A 15,291-nucleotide genomic window follows, 5' to 3' on the forward strand; every position below is an offset into this window, starting at 1 on the left:
GACGTCTAGCCCTTAGGCTCAGACTGGTGGGGTCATCCATGCGTGAGTGCAGGATTGTCCTGTACTTCGAACAGGGTCACAACGCCGTGATGTCGCCAACGGAAGTTTCTGTTGCAGTGCATCGGAACTCTGTGCGACGCGTGAATTTTCTGCCCATGGCGCATCATCGCAGCAGCAGGGCCGCTGCGCGTTCAGCCATCATGATGACTGGCGCATTGGTGTTTCCGCTCGGCAAAGCGGGCATCACCGAGGCATCCACCACATGCAAGCCCGTCATGCCGCGCACTTGCAGTTCGCTGTCCACCACGGCTTGTTGGTCCGTTCCCATACGACAGCTGCCGGCCGGGTGATAAATGGTCTCGGCCTTGCGGCGGATGAAGGCCTCCCACTGCGCGTCGCTGGCCGGCGCCGATTCCGGGAAAACCGGCTCGCCGCGATAGGGATCGAAAGCCGATTGCGCGAGGATGTCGCGCGAAAGCCTGGCAGCCTCGATCATGCGCGCCAGATCGTGGCCTTCCGGATCGCTGAGATAGGCCGCATGAATCGAGATGGGTGCCGACGGGTCGGCCGAGCGCAAACGCAAGTGTCCGCGGCTGCGCGGATGCAGGTAGCAGGCGTGCAGGGTGTAACCACGGCCGGGCAGCCGGTGGCGGCCATGGTCGTCGAGCAAGGCCGGCACGAAATGGAACTGGATATCGCAGCGCGCATCCGTGGCCAGCCGGCTGCGAACGAAGCCGCCCGATTCGGCAATGTTGGAGCTGCCAGGGCCGTCGCGATGGCGCAAATAGCGCCAGCCTACCGCGAGGTCATTGAGCTTGTCGTAGGTGATGTCGCGCGTGCAGTTCACCAGCGTGCAGATATCCAGGTGGTCCTGCAGGTTTGCGCCGACTCCGGGCAGATCGACCAACGGTGCAATGCCGTGCGTGCGCAAATGATCGGCCGGCCCGATGCCCGACAGCATCAGCACCTGGGGTGAGTTGATCGCACCGGCGGCGAGGATGACTTGGCCAGCGCGCACGACTTGCCGCCCAACTGCACTACGTAGCACCACACCAGTAGCACGGTCCTGCTCGATCAGGACGCGTTCCACTAATGCATGCGTACGCACATGCAGATTCGCGCGTATCCGCGCCGGGCGCAGATAGGCTGCCGCTGTAGACCAGCGTGCGCCTTCACGCTGGGTTACCTGATAGAAGCCGAATCCGGCCTGTGCCGGACCATTGAAATCGGCATTGCGCGCGAAGCCGGCCTGGACGCCGGCCTCGATCAATGTTGCGGAAAGCTGGTTGTGATGACGCAGATCCGATACGCACAGCGGCCCGTCAGCAGCATGTAGAGCGTTCGCGCCACGTGAGTTGTCTTCGCTGAGCAGGAACCACGGCAGCACCTGCGACCAGGACCAGCGCGCATCGCCCGTCGCTTGCGCCCAGGCGTCGTAGTCGGCCGGGACGCCGCGCACGTAGCACATGGCGTTGATCGAGCTGGAGCCGCCCAGGGTCTTGCCGCGTGGCCACCATAGGCGTCGCCCGAGCAAGCCTGGTTCGGCTTCGGTCGTGTAGTTCCAGTTGAGCCGACGATTGTTCGCCAGATGTGCGATGCCCGCGGGCATGTGGATGAGGGGATGCCAATCGCTTCCACCGGCTTCCAGCAGCAGGACGCGTTTGCCTGGTTGTGTACTCAGGCGGTTGGCCAGCACGCAACCGGCCGAGCCGGCCCCGACGATCACATAGTCGTATTCCATGCCTCCCCCTTAGGGTGCGAACCCATGTCACCCGAGCATGCTAGTCTTGCGCCGCCTCCCGCTGGAAGCCGACCGGTGCGCTTGACGTTCCCTGATTCTCCACGCCAGGACGCCACGCCGATGGTGTCCGCACTCGCGTTTTTTTTCCTGCTGACCTCCTACTACATCATCCGCCCGGTGCGTGATCAGTTAGGCGGGGCGGTGGGTTCCACGCAGTTGCCGCTGTTCTATCTCGCCACCTTCGCGGCCATGCTGCTGCTGACGCCGGTGTTTGGCATGCTGGTGGCGCGTTTTCCGCGGCGGCGCCTGCTGGGCTGGAGCTACAGCTTCTTCATCGTCTGCCTGCTGGCCTTCATTCCGGCATTCGTCGCCCAGGACCGCATCGGTGCGCGAGCCTTGGGGGTCGCGTTCTATATCTGGGGCAGCGTGTTCAACCTGTTCGTGGTGTCGTTGTTCTGGAGCTTCATGGCGGACGTCTTCGACAGCCGGCGTGCGCGCGAAGTGTTCTCGTTGATCGCGCTGGGTGGCATGGCCGGTGCGATCTTCGGCCCCTTGATTACCAGTGCGCTGGTCGGCGTGATCGGTGTCGCGCCGTTACTGCTGGTGTCGGCGCTGATGCTTGGCATGGCGTTGCTGTTGCTGCTGCATATTTCTGTACGGCGGGCGGAAGTCGGCGATACCGAACAACCGATTGGTGGTTCGTTGTGGGCCGGAGCGAAGGAGCTCTGGTCGCGCCCTTTCTTGCGCCGCATGGCCATCCTGATGCTGCTTGGCGATGGCATCGGCACGCTCGCGTACGCACTGGTGGCCGACTATGCCAAGGCGCATCTGGTATCGGCCGCCATGCGCACGGGTTTCTATGCGCACATCGATCTGGCGGTGAACCTGCTCGGGGCGGTGTTGCAGCTCACTCTGTCGCGCTGGCTGCTGATGCGGCGTGGTGCCGTGTGGGCGCTTGTGTTACCGCAGCTGGTGAATTTCGGCCTGCTGATCATAGTGATGGCTGGAGGCCACGCGCAGGTGAGCATGTTGGGCTACAGCGTGCCGCTGCTGGTGCTGATGATGGTGGGCACACGCGGCTTCATGTACGGCATGACCAAGCCCGCCAGCGATGCTCTCTACACCCGGGTGCCGCGGGAAACCCGCTACAAAGGCAAGAACTTCGTGGAAACGGCGGTGTGGCGATTCGGCGACGTGGTGGTCACCAGCGGCATCAGCGGCCTGGTCAAGCTCGGTATTGGCGTGAGTAGCATTGCGCTGATCGGGGTAGGGGTTTCTTCATTGGCGGCCTGGGTGGCGCGCAAAGCGGCTACTTCGCCGGATCTGGCGCCGGACACCAAGGCAGGGAAGGGCGAGGCGGGAACGGGGAACGAAAGCCTTGCGTGAGGCTTTGCGTTCCCTGTCCCTGATTCAGCTCGTGATGTACCGCTGCAACTGTTCGATCTGTTCGGCTTGCGCACCGATCACTTCCTTGACCAGGTCGCCGATCGAGATCACGCCCATCACGCGATGGCCTTCCACCACCGGCAAGTGACGTACGCGGTTGTCGGTGCACATGCGCATGCAGTCGAACACATCGGTGTCCGGCGTTACGGTCAGGACCGGGCTGCTCATGATCTCAGACACGGGTGTCTGGGCCGAAGAGCGGCCCTGCAAGATGACTTTACGTGCGTAATCGCGTTCGGAAATGATGCCCACGAGTTGCTCGCCACGCATCACCAGCAATGCGCCGACGCGCCTTTCCGCCATGTGTTTGATCGCTTCCAGTACCGGTGCCTCCGGCGCGATCGCGTAGATGTCGTTGCCTTTCCTGTCCAGCAAATGCTTGACCTGACGCATCAGACCTCCCCGGCGGCCGCAGCAATGGCCGCGTTGGAACAGTGTAGCGCGGTGGTGTTGCCCCGGTGTGAATCAGGGCCTCTCCTGATGTTGCGTACCCGGAAGGTGCTCCTCCTCGATGAAGTACAGCGGCCGTTGCTTGGTCTCGTTGTAATTGCGGCCCAGGTATTCGCCGATGACGCCCAGCGCCAGTAGCTGGATGCCGCCCAGAAACAGGACCACCACCATCAGGCTGGGATAGCCGGGCACCGGATCACCTCGCAGCAAGGCCTTCAGCAGCACCTTCAGCCCGAACAGGAACGCCAGCACGGATGCGCCAAGCCCGGTCCAGGTAGCAAGTTTCAGCGGTGCACTGGAGAACGAAGTAATGCCTTCGATGGCGAGCTTGGTGAGGCGCCAGTAGTTCCACTTGGTCTTGCCCGCCAGGCGCGGGTCACGCAGGTATTTCACCGCGGTCTGGCGATAGCCGATCCAGGCGAACAGGCCTTTCATGAAGCGCTGCCGCTCGCGCAATTGCGCCAATGCCTTCAGCGCCCGGCGCGAAAGTAGCCGGAAATCGCCGGTATCGCGCGGTACCGCCACTTCCGAGAGCACTTCCATCGTGCGATAGAAAGCCGCCGAGGTGAATCGTTTCAAACCGGTCTCTCCCGCACGCGCCGCACGGGTGGCATAGACCACGTCATAACCGGCCTGCCATTGTTCCACCAGTTGCGGGATGAGTTCGGGCGGGTCTTGCAGGTCGGCGTCGATCACCACGGCGGCATCCGCGTCGACATGATCGAGCCCGGCGGTCAGCGCCGCCTCCTTGCCGAAATTGCGCGAAAGCTTCAGCGTACCCACGTGCGGATCGGCGGCAGCCAATGCCTGCATGATCGCCCAAGTGTCGTCACGACTGCCGTCGTCGACGTACAACACGTCGCAGCTCAACGGAAGCTGTTCCAGGACCTTGGCCAGCCGTGCATGGAAGGCGGCAAGCACGGCCGACTCGTTGTAGGCGGGAACGACAACGGTGAGTCGCAACATGCCAGGTATCCATAGTTTCAAGCGGGCAGACAGGCGAAGTTTAAAGGCTGCCTGCCTGCATGTCTCACGGCCGTCGCGCGGTACGCACGTCGCGCGCCGGCGAACGGCTTTTCAGGTAGGCCGGACCGCCCAGCTGGGTGACCTGTTGTTCGATCCAGTGCGTGCGTTCGAGCACGTAGCTGCTCGGGCGGTCGACACGGAAGCGGTCCGGATTGGGCAGCACGGCAGCCAGGCGCGCCGCTTGCGCAAGACCTAGCTGCGCCGGCGGCGCGTGGAAAAAAGTTTCGCTGGCCGCGCCTACGCCGTAAATGCCGTCGCCAAACTGGGCGATGTTCATGTACACCTCCAGGATGCGCTGCTTGGGCCAGGTCAGTTCCAGCAGCACCGTGAAATAGGCTTCCAGGCCCTTGCGCACGAAGCTGCGGCCATTCCAAAGGAACAGATTTTTGGCCGTCTGCTGACTGATCGTACTGGCGCCGCGCAAGCGCTTGCCATCGTCCGCCGCATCGATCGCGTTCTGGATGGAATCGAAGTCGAAACCGTGGTGGAACGGAAATTTCTGGTCTTCGCCGGCCACCATCGCGATCGGCACCCATGGCGAAATACGCGACCACGGCACCCAGCGCTGGCGTAGCTGGAAATCCTGTTCACCGTGGACCAGGGCATCCAGTCGGCGCTCCATGATCATCGCCGAGGTCCATGGCGGCAGGAAGCGCAAGACCAGCACCACGAACCAGCTCAGGGCGATCCATGACAGGATCACGATACCTGCATAACGCAACAGACGGCGAAAAGGCGGAAGATGCGGCATGGTGTCGATCGGCTAAGGAAAGCCGGTGAAGTATAAGAGGCCGCCGCGGGCGGGCCATTGTTCAAGCCGGCACCCGTCCCCATTTGTCGTTACTTTGTGTTGTGAGGAAAGTCCTACGTGGAAACCGTGCTTGCCGAGGATGTGCTCCATCGCTTTGTGCTGGAGCGCGCAGGTGTCCGGGGCGTGATCGTGAGGCTGGGGGCGGCCTGGCGCGAGGTTGCCGGCCGAGCTGAATATCCTGCGCAGCTGCTGGATCTGCTGGGGCAGACGCTGGCCGCCAGCGCGCTGCTGACCGGCAACATCAAGTTCGAGGGCGCGTTGTCGGTGGAATTGAAGAGCCAGGGGGCCTTGCGGCTGCTGTTCGCTGAGTGCACCGATGCCGGCCGCTTGCGTGGTCTGGCGCGTTGGAGCGCCGAGGAGCTGCCCGAACCGCTTTCCCTGAGCGAACTGCCCCAAGCGATCATGGCCATCACCATCGGGCAGGCGGAACGCGGGCAGCGCTATCAAGGCCTGGTCGACCTGCGCCACCCGGAACTGGCGGCGGCGCTGGAGAACTATTTCCAGCAATCCGAGCAGTTGCCGGCCCGTTTCGTGCTGGCCGCCGATGGACAGCACGCTGTCGGGCTGATGCTGCAGAAGCTGCCGGGCGAGGGCGGCCACGATGCGCAGCAGGACGAGGATGGCTGGCCGCGCGTGGAGCATCTCACCGCTACCTTGGGGCGTGACGAGCTGTTAAGCACGTCGTCGGAGCAATTGCTCTATCGCCTGTACCACGAGGAAACCGTGCGCCTGTTCAAGCCACGCCCGTTGGCGTTCGGTTGTAGCTGTTCACGCGAGCGAGTGGAAGCCATGTTGCGCTCGCTGGGGCGCGCTGAGATCGAAGCAACGCTGGAGGCCCAGCAAGGCACTATCGAGGTCACCTGCGAGTTCTGCGCACGCACCTACCATTTCGACCGCGTGGATGCGGAGCATTTGCTGAGTGGCGGCACGGCGGCGAGTTCGAGGGTACAGTGAGGGGCGAAAGCCCCGAACCGTCATTCCCGCGCAAGCGGGAAGCCATTTTCAATGGATGCATCAGATCAAAATGGGTCCCCGCTTGCGCGGGGATGACGGCCTACTTTATCCATACCTCGGCGGGCCGTGGTTCGGCAAACAGGAAGCCTTGCCCAAAGCGGCAACCGATATGCCGCAAAACCTGTCGCTGCGCATCATCTTCGATGCCCTCGGCGATCACCTGCATCTGCAGTGAATCGGCCAGCACCTGGATGGCGCGCACCACCGGTACACTGTGGCTGTTGGCCTTTGCCAGTTCGGTGATGAAGCTGCGATCGATCTTCAAGGTTTCGATCGGATATTGGTGCAGATAGCTCAACGAAGAATAGCCGGTGCCGAAATCGTCCAGCGCAATACTCACTCCGTGCTGGCGCAGGTTGTCGAGCATGCGCTTCACTTGGGCGGGATTTTCCAGCAGCGTGCGTTCGGTCACTTCGATACGCAGCGAACGCGGATTGACGCCATGCGTGCGCATCAGATTGAGCAGGCGGTCGTCCAGGTCGGACTGGCGGAAATGACGCCCGGAGACGTTGAGGCTGACGAATCCCTCGGCGCCCGCCAATGTGCCAGCTTGCGAGGCGATCTGTTCGAAGATCTGCCAGTCGATGCTCTCCGCACTGCCATTTTCTTCGGCTACGGCGAGGAAGTCGCCCGGCGCCAGCAATCCCCTCACCGGGTGGCGCCAGCGCAGCAATGCTTCGTAGCCGACGGTGCGACCATCCTCCAGCGATACGATCGGCTGATAGAATGGGACGAACTCGTTGCGGCTCAGCGCGCGGCGCAGGTCGCCTTCCATCTCCAGCAGCGACAGCACTTCGCGGCGCAGGCGGTCGTCGAACACGGCGGCGCGATGGCGACCTTCGTCCTTGGCGCGATACATGGCCGCATCCGCGTCGCGCAACAATTCCTCCGGCTGTTGGTAATGCGGGCCGGGCAGGGCGATGCCGATCGAGGCGGAGGTGAAAATTTCCTTGACGCCCAAGCGGAACGGTACATGCAATTCCGCGATGATGCGCTCGGCGACCAGTTGGGCCTTGCCGGCGTCGCTGATGCCTTCCAGCAGCACGGCGAACTCGTCGCCGCCCAGGCGCGCGACCAGGTCACGCGTCTTCAGGCAGGCCCGGATCCGGCTGCCGGCTTGAAACAGCAGGTCGTCGCCGATCAGATGGCCGACCGAATCGTTGATGACCTTGAACCGGTCCAGGTCGATGAACAGCACCGCGAACAGTTTGTTGGGATCGGCGTGATACGCCTGCAGTGCCTGGCCTAGCCGCTGCAGCAGCAAGGTGCGGTTGGGCAGGCCAGTCAGCGAATCGTGCAGGGTTTCGTACATCAGCCGGCGCTCGACGCGTTCGCGCTCGGCGATCTGTTCGCGCAAGTCGCGGTTGGCGAGCGCCAGCGCCCGGGTGCGTTCAGTAACGCGGCGCTCCAGGTTGATGTAGGCCTGCTTCAGCGATTCGCTGGTTTGTTTGCGTTGCAGCGCGTTGGCGATGTGGTAACTGACGAAAGTGAGCAGTTCCTGGTCGCGCGCGTCATAAATGTGCTTGGGTGAGTAGCTTTGCACTGCCAGCACGCCCATGACCCGGTCGTCCCATACCAACGGTACGCCCAGCCAGCACACCGACTTTGCGCCCATTTCCACGCATTCGCCGGTAGAGGCCAGGCGCTCGAAGGTCTGGCTGTCGGCCAGCAGTGGCTTGCCGTACTTGAGCACGTATTCGGTGGCGCCGTTGGCCACGGGCCGCGCCTCCCGGCCGGTATCGAGCTCGTCCACCGAGTAGGGAAAGCTGATGTTCTGGCCGCTTTCGTCCAACAGCGCAATGTAGAAGTTACGCGCATACAGCAAACCGCCGACCACGCGATGCACGGCGGCGTAGAAGTTCTGCTGGCTTTCCGGTGCGCTGGCCAGCTCCGCAATGCGGAACAGGGCCGATTGCAGGCGCTCGCCGCGTTGACGTTGCAGCACCTGCTGGCGCAACACGCGATTGGTGGCACGCAACGCTGCGGTACGGTCGGCCACGCGTCGCTCCAGTTCGGCGTGTGCTTCGCGACGCTCCAGCGCGGTTTGCATGTGCTGGGCGACGTAGTTGAGCAGGTCGCGATCGTGGTGCGTGTAGTGCGTGTCGGATCGATAGCTCTGAACCACGATGCCGCCCACGGCCTGGCTGCCGCGCAGCAATGGCACGCCGAGCCAGTGTTCGCAGGCCGGTCCCACCAAGGTGAAGCGGCCTTCGAGCTGGCGCGCCAGCTCCTCCACCGAACCCATGATCGGCTGGGCGCTTTGCAGCAGGTTCCAGGTCAGGCTGTAGCGCATGTCCTGCAGCGGATAGCTTTCGTCCGGCGGTGGCGGTTTCCGGTCGACCGTATCCACGTAATACGGAAAGCGCACGCTGTCGCCAGCCGGGTCGTACAGGAAGATGTAGAAATTCTCGGCATACATCAGCATGCCGACGATGGAATGCAGCGACTGCATCATCTCGGTCAGGTTGTGCGTGCTGGCCGCCAGTTCGGCGATCGCGTACAGCGCGCGCTGCAGGCGCTCGGCCAAGGCCAGGCGCGAGATGGACTCGTAAAGCCGGCCGGTTTCGCTCAATTGCCGCAGGCGGATGCCGGCCAGGCGACCCAGCCACGCCAGTTCCGAGCTGGCTTCCTGGCCTGGGACGACGTCTCCCTCCCACACCAGCATTTGCAGGGTTTGCGGGTCGATGGCCAGGTTGAGCCGGCCCGGCCCCGAGCTGCTGTCCGCCTCGGTCGGCAGCCAGCACAAGGTTCCCTGCAGCCCCAACTGGTCCATGGCTGTCGCACATATGTCCAAGACGCCAGCCGAATCCGCTGCCCGGAACAGCCGTTCCAGCATCTCACGCAGGGTCGCCGGCAGAGCTCCACCGGGGGTTGGCGCGAAATTGCGGCTATCTGGCACTGAACTCATGACCTGTGAGCGGGTCCATGTGCGGTACGTCAGTTGACTATATATCGTGAAGATACCGTCATGTGACGTAGCCCATGGCTTTCACAAAGTTGGCTGGCGAAGATGCCTTTGCCAAGCATCCCTCGTGCCAGCAAGTCTTTGTTTCGTGAATCCGTTTTTGCTGACCCCGGCACGGAAAATCTAGCTTTCCAGGGTGTTAGCAAAAAGTAAAGTAAGGTATACTGAACCCAAGGGAGTCCGCGATCGACCTAAACGAAGCGGACGGGGTTATCAACCAATTCGAACTTTCATGCGCCGCTTGCTGCTCACATTACCGCTGCTCTGCATGCCGCTACTAGCGGCAGCGCAGGTGTTGCCCGGTGATCAGGCAGCCAGCCACCCCGCGTTGATGCAGCCATCACAGCCGTTGCTGAAAACCGGTCAGCAAGCGCCGATGCAGGGTTCGCTGCTGGTGCAGTCGCAAAACGAAACCACGGCAGACGCGCAAGGCGACAGCAACGGCTCGCTATCGCTCAACCCGCTTGCTGGTGGCACCGTCAAGTCCAGCACGGTGCAATACGGTATTACTTCGAATGTTTCAGCGCAGGCGGGTGTTGCGCAGCGCTCGTGGGCCACTGAGCCCCGCATCATCAGCAGCGAGGTGGGTGCCACCTATAATGCGGGCCGCTATAGCCTGGGCGTGAGCGTGGCGCAGGATCAGGTCCCCAATCCTACTGCGCTGCCGCGCGTGCTGCCCGGTGCGGCACCCGGCGTCAACGGGTTGCCCGATTTCGATAGCGCCACGCAGTTGAACGCGCGCGGGCGCTTTGCCTTGAACGGCGATAATGGCGTGCTGCTCGGCGCGAGCATGGGGCGTATCCGCCTGCTGCCCGGCAATCAACTGGGCTTGACCACGCTGGATCAAAAGGCGTTGAGCTTTGGCGTCGAACACGGTTCGGTCAGCACCAGCATCGTCGGCCGCACCATGCAGCCGGAACCGGGAACGGCCGTGCCGGGCATGCTCAATACCGAGCGCCGTTGGAACAGCATTGACCTGGGCGTGACCTGGCATTTGCCCTGGCAAGGTTCGTTGAGCTTCGGCGCGCAAAATTTGTGGTCGTCCGGCAATGCGGTGAATACGCCGGCCGGTCCGCCGGAGCCGGATCAGTCGCGTACACCGTACGTGCAGTATCACCAGGACCTTTGATACATCGGCTTGAATGCGAAACGCCCCCGCTGATCCGGGGGCGTTGGCTTTTATGGGCCGGCGAGGACACTGTTTCCCATTAGTCCCGACCCTTCCTGATCCGCACGTCACCACTGAAGGTTTCGATGTGGATCTTGCCGCTGCCATTACCGACTACGGTATCAAGCGTGCTGCCCGGGCCATGCTCCGGGTGTGTCGGAGTACCGAATTCGGTGTGCACTGTGCCGCTGAAGGTATTGGCATGCAGATTGGCGTTGAATGGCGCAGGAAGCTGCAATTGCACGTCGCCGCTCATGCTGTCGATGTTCATGCTGCCGTCTGCAGCGACTACGCCGGTAAGCTGCACGTCGCCTGATACGGTGCTGATGCTTAGTTGATGCCAGGGGCCGCCGCCGGCCTGGATACGGCCCGAAACCGTTTGCAGTTCGACCGTACTACCCAGCGTAGGCGCAAGAATGTCGCCGCTGACCGTCTGCAGCTTTGCTTGGCTCGTCTGACCCGAGAAGGCGACGTTGCCGCTGACGGAGACGACGTTGAGCATGGGGGTCTGGGCATTGATGCGCACCCGGCCACTGACCGAGTTGGCTTCGATATCGCCGCCGCGGATGCCATCGACGCTCAGCGATCCGCTGACGACATTCACTTTCACCGACGCACTGCGCGGCACGTTGATGTCCAGATTGCTGGGTTCCATGGCGTTCTCGCCATTCCAGTTGAACCAGCCGCTGTGTCCCTTGGCCTCAACACGGATGGTGAGGTTGTTCTCGCTGCCCTCGATGGTGAGCGGTTCGGCGCCATCGCCGAGCTGGCCGCCGACGTGTACTTCGGGGCGATCCCAGGCGGTGATGTTGATTTCGCCTTTGACATTGCTGATGTCGATGTGGGCCGTGGGGGCGGCCGGATGGTGAAGATCCAGGGGGGTATCGGCAAAAGCCTGCGCTCCTGGCAGCAGGCACAGCATCAGCGGCAGATAGCGGGCGGTTTTCATCGTTGTTATGTCCTTAGCCGGCTTGTTTCTCGAGTTCGCGCAGGTGGTTCTGTTGGGCGTGGGTCCGCTGCAGCAGGCGCTGCAGCGCGGGTGAATCGGGAGCTTGCTGTATGGCCTGTTGCAACTCCATGCGCGCGGCATCCAGTTCGAGCGCGGCGCCGGCCAGGCGCGGGTCACTCGGTTTCCAAGGGAGGTTTTCAGCGTGCATGGTAGTGGCGACCTGCGTTGCACTCTGCGGTATCGCGTGCATGCGCCATACAACGCCGCAGGCGAGCACCACCACTGCGGCAATGCTTGCTGCCATCGCCCATCTGCTTACGTGCCGCGTCGGCGCAGGCCGTGCCGATACGGCGACATCCTGCGATGCGGTGTCGTCCAGCGCGGCTTCGATGCGTGACCACAGATCGCTCCGTGGCGCGACCGGCTGGTTCAATTCGCGCATCTGGCGCAGCCATTCGAATTCGTTCATCGCATTTCTCCGAGAACCTTGCGCAACAGGCCTCGCGCACGATGCAGTTGCGCTTTGGACGAGCCTACCGCCATCTCCAGTTCGCTGGCGATTTCCTCGTGGCGCCAGCCCTCCACGTCGTGCAATACCAGTACCGCGCGTGCCCGCGGCGGCAGCTTGCCGATCGCACGTTCGAGCTCTTCGCGTTCGGCCGCGCAAAACGGGGTTTCGCCATGCTCGGGTACGCTGTCCTCATCGACATAACCGACCGGATCAGCACCCCGCGCGCGGATGTCCATGAGCGCCACATTCACCGCCAGGCGGTAAAGCCAAGTGCCGAACGAACTCTGCTCGCGGAAGCTGTCCAGCTTCTGCCACGCCCGCACGAACGCATCCTGCGTAAGATCCTCGGCGCGTGCGTGATCGTAGCCGGCCAGCCGCAGCATGGCGCCATGAATACGGCCCGCATGCTGGCGATACAGGCGTTGGAACGCCTGCCGGTCGCCCGCGGCGGCCGCACGCACGTCGTCCCTATCGTTGTTTCCCGCAGCGAGCGCAGGTGGCATGGCGCTTCCGGTGGCGATGCAAGCGGCAATCATCTTGCCAGCTTGGATGCAGCCCGGGGCGATTCGGTTTAGAGGGCCCCTTCCGGTGCATGGGGCGGGCCTTCATACCGCTCCTCCTCCCGCAAGGGAGAGGAGGAGTTCGTCGTCAGGCATTCGCCGCCTTGCGCGGCAATTGCAGGGTTTGTTGGACGCGTTGCTGTTCCTGCCGCAGACGCGACGGCAGGCGATCGCCGAAGCTGTCGAGGTACTCGCCAATGGCGTGTAGTTCCGCTTGCCAACCTTCGAGGTCGACGTCGAGCAGCTCGGTCAGCGTCTCACGTGACAGTTCCAGGCCATCCAGTTTCAGCTCACCAGTGGCGGGCAGGGTGCCGATGGGGGTTTCCAGGCCGCGCACCTTGCCTTCCACGCGGGCGATCATCCATTCCAGCACGCGCAGATTTTCACCAAAGCCAGGCCACAGGAACTTGCCGTCCTTGCCTTTGCGGAACCAGTTCACATGGAAGATCTTCGGCAGCTTGGCGCCGGGCTGGTCGAAGGACAGCCAGTGATTGAAGTAGTCGCCGTAGTGGTAGCCGCAGAACGGCTTCATCGCCATCGAATCGCGACGCAGCACGCCCACGGCGCCGGTGGCGGCCGCCGTGGTTTCCGAGCCCATGGCGGCGCCCATCAGTACGCCATGCGTCCAATCCTGCGCTTCCATCACCAGCGGCAGCAGCGACGGACGGCGGCCGCCGAACACGATGGCACTGATCGGCACGCCTTGCGCCTCCTCGGCCTTGGGCGACCAGGTCGGGCATTGTTTGGCGCTGACGGTAAAGCGCGAATTCGGATGCGCGGCCGGGCCGTTGGCTGGGTCGTACGGGCGACCTTGCCAATCGACCACCGGCGTTCCAGGCAGGCCTTCCCACCATGGTTGCTGGTCGGCGGTCAGCGCAACGTTGGTAAAGATCGTGTCGTGCGAGATCGAGGTCAGGGCATTGGGATTGCTGCTGTTGCTGGTGCCTGGCGCGACGCCGAAGAAGCCGGCCTCGGGATTGATGGCGTACAGACGACCGTCTTCGCCAGGGCGCATCCAGCAGATGTCGTCGCCAATGGTCCACACGCGCCAGCCGTTCTTGCGATAGCCCTCCGGCGGAATCAGCATCGCCAGGTTGGTCTTGCCGCAAGCTGAAGGGAACGCGGCGGCAACGTAGTGCGTCTGCCCCTGCGGATTTTCGATGCCGACGATCAGCATGTGCTCGGCCAGCCAGCCTTCGCTGCGCGCCTGGAAACTGGCGATGCGCAATGCATGACATTTCTTGCCCAGCAGCGCGTTGCCGCCATAGCCGGAGCCATACGATTTGATCGTCAGCTGTTCCGGGAAATGCATGATGAAGCGGCGCTCCGGATCGAGTTCGCCGGTGGAATGCAGGCCTTTGACGAAATGGCCTTCGCGCTCGATGCGCGCCTGCGCGGCAGCCCCCATGCGCGTCATCGTGCGCATGTTGGCCACTACGTAAGGGCTATCGGTGATCTCCACGCCGCAGCGTGAAAGCGGCGAGTCGATCGGCCCCATGCAATAGGGGATCACGTACATGGTACGGCCTTCCATGCTGCCCTCGAACAGCGCATCGATCTTCACGTGCGCTTCGGTCGGCGCCATCCAGTGATTGTTCGGACCTGCATCCTGTTCGCGCTCGGTGCACACGAAGGTAAGGTGCTCCACGCGCGCCACGTCGGATGGGTTGGAGCGATGCAGATAACAGCCCGGATGGGTCTGCTGATTCAGCTCGATGAGATCCCCGGTTTGCAACATCTGCTGCACCAGTGCGCGATATTCGGCGTCGGAACCGTCGCACCAATGGATCTGCGCAGGGCGGGTCTTGGCCGCCACCTCATTGACCCATCGATCGAGCGCCGCCAGCTTGCTCGTCATGCTTCCCTCACTTTTGGTATGCCCATAAAACAGAAGTGTGACGCTAAGTTACGACAACTGGGCCTGGCAAGGTGTAGTGCAGCATAAGTACGATTAAATGGAATTGAAGGCGAAGAACATCGTGAGAGCGGACCGCCTCCGCTCTCACCGTGGGACTGACTCGTTTCGGTTTGCGCCCTGGCTTTACGCGGGAATCAGCGTAGCGATCATGTGTTCGACGTAGGCGTCGAACTCGTCGTGGCTCAACCTTGGCAGACCGAGCGTGAAATTCAGTTGCAGGAAACCGACATAGGCAGCGTAGGTGAGGCGTGCCCGATTGAGAGCTTCGGCGGGCTCCATGCCAGCCTCGGTATAGGCCGTGTGAAGAAATTCCGTGCGGCGCTGGGATACGCGTGCCATGACCGGCACCACCAGCGGATGATCCAAAGCCTTCAGCAGCGCAGCGTAGACACGATGCGGATGCAGCTCGTGCGCGACGCGCCGGAACAATTCCGGCAGGCGTTCGCGCGGATCGGGCAGCGCTTCGATCTGGCCGATGATTTCGCGTTCGCCGTATTGTTCCCAGCGTTCCAGGGCCGCCTGCAACAAAGCTTCACGGGTACGAAAATGCCAATAGAAGCTGCCCTTGGTGACACCGAGCTGGCGCGCCAACGCTTCGACGGCCAATGCTCCCACGCCTTGTTCAGCGATCAGGTTGAGGGCGGCATCTTCCCAGTCTTCGGCGGAAAGGCGCGTACGTTCGGGCTTTTGACGGACATTCATAAGCGTATGGTAGCCCATGCTGACGCGGAA

Annotated in this window: 13 protein-coding genes; 3 read left to right on the plus strand and 10 right to left on the minus strand. The window is 62.7% G+C overall.

The genetic code is table 11. The features are described 5' to 3' along the window. Positions 1–163: 163 nt before the first annotated feature. On the minus strand, positions 164–1,741 hold the full coding sequence (locus QQJ96_RS08485) for a GMC family oxidoreductase (protein WP_284331550.1): 1,578 nt from the start codon (positions 1,739–1,741) through the stop codon (positions 164–166). A gap of 120 nt (positions 1,742–1,861) precedes the next feature. Here QQJ96_RS08485 and QQJ96_RS08490 point away from each other — a divergent pair, with 120 nt between their 5' ends. Then, entirely contained in the window at positions 1,862–3,127 is a 1,266-nt protein-coding gene (locus QQJ96_RS08490; RefSeq protein WP_284331551.1) for an NTP/NDP exchange transporter, read from the plus strand. A gap of 24 nt (positions 3,128–3,151) precedes the next feature. Here the strand turns inward: QQJ96_RS08490 and QQJ96_RS08495 are convergent, their stop codons facing one another. The 3 genes from QQJ96_RS08495 to mtgA all read right to left on the minus strand — a co-directional run bounded on the left by QQJ96_RS08495 (position 3,152) and on the right by mtgA (position 5,414). Beyond that, complete coding sequence (locus QQJ96_RS08495; protein WP_284331552.1) at positions 3,152–3,580, minus strand: CBS domain-containing protein; 429 nt, start codon at positions 3,578–3,580, stop codon at positions 3,152–3,154. Positions 3,581–3,652: 72 nt separating this feature from the next. Then, positions 3,653–4,603, minus strand: a complete 951-nt coding sequence (locus tag QQJ96_RS08500; protein WP_284331553.1) for a glycosyltransferase family 2 protein — start codon at positions 4,601–4,603, stop codon at positions 3,653–3,655. 64 nt (positions 4,604–4,667) lie between these two features. After that, entirely contained in the window at positions 4,668–5,414 is a 747-nt protein-coding gene (gene mtgA, locus QQJ96_RS08505; protein WP_284331554.1) for a monofunctional biosynthetic peptidoglycan transglycosylase, read from the minus strand. A gap of 117 nt (positions 5,415–5,531) precedes the next feature. On the opposite strand from mtgA, the gene hslO reads away from it, so the two are divergent. Then, complete coding sequence (gene hslO, locus QQJ96_RS08510; protein ID WP_284331555.1) at positions 5,532–6,428, plus strand: Hsp33 family molecular chaperone HslO; 897 nt, start codon at positions 5,532–5,534, stop codon at positions 6,426–6,428. 100 nt (positions 6,429–6,528) lie between these two features. Here hslO and QQJ96_RS08515 read toward each other — a convergent pair whose 3' ends face one another. After that, a complete protein-coding gene (locus QQJ96_RS08515) occupies positions 6,529–9,396 on the minus strand; it encodes an EAL domain-containing protein (protein WP_404649438.1) in 2,868 nt (955 codons plus the stop codon). A gap of 289 nt (positions 9,397–9,685) precedes the next feature. Between QQJ96_RS08515 and QQJ96_RS08520 the strand changes: the two genes are divergently transcribed. After that, entirely contained in the window at positions 9,686–10,582 is an 897-nt protein-coding gene (locus tag QQJ96_RS08520; RefSeq protein ID WP_284331556.1) for a hypothetical protein, read from the plus strand. A gap of 79 nt (positions 10,583–10,661) precedes the next feature. On the opposite strand, the gene QQJ96_RS08525 is transcribed toward QQJ96_RS08520, so the two are convergent. The 5 genes from QQJ96_RS08525 to QQJ96_RS08545 form a co-directional block, all read right to left on the minus strand. After that, on the minus strand, positions 10,662–11,570 hold the full coding sequence (locus QQJ96_RS08525) for a DUF4097 family beta strand repeat-containing protein (RefSeq protein ID WP_284331557.1): 909 nt from the start codon (positions 11,568–11,570) through the stop codon (positions 10,662–10,664). A 13-nt stretch (positions 11,571–11,583) separates the two neighbouring features. Continuing rightward, complete coding sequence (locus QQJ96_RS08530) at positions 11,584–12,039, minus strand: hypothetical protein (RefSeq protein ID WP_284331558.1); 456 nt, start codon at positions 12,037–12,039, stop codon at positions 11,584–11,586. Next, positions 12,036–12,584, minus strand: a complete 549-nt coding sequence (locus QQJ96_RS08535; RefSeq protein WP_284331559.1) for an RNA polymerase sigma factor — start codon at positions 12,582–12,584, stop codon at positions 12,036–12,038. The genes QQJ96_RS08530 and QQJ96_RS08535 overlap by 4 nt, the downstream gene beginning before the upstream one ends. A gap of 145 nt (positions 12,585–12,729) precedes the next feature. Next, on the minus strand, positions 12,730–14,499 hold the full coding sequence (locus tag QQJ96_RS08540; protein WP_284331560.1) for a phosphoenolpyruvate carboxykinase (GTP): 1,770 nt from the start codon (positions 14,497–14,499) through the stop codon (positions 12,730–12,732). Positions 14,500–14,682: 183 nt separating this feature from the next. Further along, positions 14,683–15,261, minus strand: a complete 579-nt coding sequence (locus QQJ96_RS08545) for a TetR/AcrR family transcriptional regulator (protein WP_284331561.1) — start codon at positions 15,259–15,261, stop codon at positions 14,683–14,685. Positions 15,262–15,291 lie beyond the last annotated feature (30 nt).

The organism is Dyella flagellata (genome assembly GCF_030160275.1).
Lineage (GTDB): Bacteria > Pseudomonadota > Gammaproteobacteria > Xanthomonadales > Rhodanobacteraceae > Dyella_B > Dyella_B flagellata.

What these genes read in the sequence shown, in the direction of transcription:
- QQJ96_RS08495 (WP_284331552.1), bottom strand. Translation starts at nt 3,580, where the DNA reads ATGCGTCAGGTCAAGCATTTGCTGGACAGGAAAGGCAACGACATCTAC.
- QQJ96_RS08500 (WP_284331553.1), bottom strand. Translation starts at nt 4,603, where the DNA reads ATGTTGCGACTCACCGTTGTCGTTCCCGCCTACAACGAGTCGGCCGTG.
- QQJ96_RS08485 (WP_284331550.1), bottom strand. Translation starts at nt 1,741, where the DNA reads ATGGAATACGACTATGTGATCGTCGGGGCCGGCTCGGCCGGTTGCGTG.
- QQJ96_RS08545 (WP_284331561.1), bottom strand. Translation starts at nt 15,261, where the DNA reads ATGAATGTCCGTCAAAAGCCCGAACGTACGCGCCTTTCCGCCGAAGAC.
- QQJ96_RS08515 (WP_404649438.1), bottom strand. Translation starts at nt 9,396, where the DNA reads ATGAGTTCAGTGCCAGATAGCCGCAATTTCGCGCCAACCCCCGGTGGA.
- QQJ96_RS08490 (WP_284331551.1), top strand. Translation starts at nt 1,862, where the DNA reads ATGGTGTCCGCACTCGCGTTTTTTTTCCTGCTGACCTCCTACTACATC.
- QQJ96_RS08520 (WP_284331556.1), top strand. Translation starts at nt 9,686, where the DNA reads ATGCGCCGCTTGCTGCTCACATTACCGCTGCTCTGCATGCCGCTACTA.
- QQJ96_RS08535 (WP_284331559.1), bottom strand. Translation starts at nt 12,584, where the DNA reads ATGCCACCTGCGCTCGCTGCGGGAAACAACGATAGGGACGACGTGCGT.
- QQJ96_RS08525 (WP_284331557.1), bottom strand. Translation starts at nt 11,570, where the DNA reads ATGAAAACCGCCCGCTATCTGCCGCTGATGCTGTGCCTGCTGCCAGGA.
- QQJ96_RS08540 (WP_284331560.1), bottom strand. Translation starts at nt 14,499, where the DNA reads ATGACGAGCAAGCTGGCGGCGCTCGATCGATGGGTCAATGAGGTGGCG.
- QQJ96_RS08530 (WP_284331558.1), bottom strand. Translation starts at nt 12,039, where the DNA reads ATGAACGAATTCGAATGGCTGCGCCAGATGCGCGAATTGAACCAGCCG.
- mtgA (WP_284331554.1), bottom strand. Translation starts at nt 5,414, where the DNA reads ATGCCGCATCTTCCGCCTTTTCGCCGTCTGTTGCGTTATGCAGGTATC.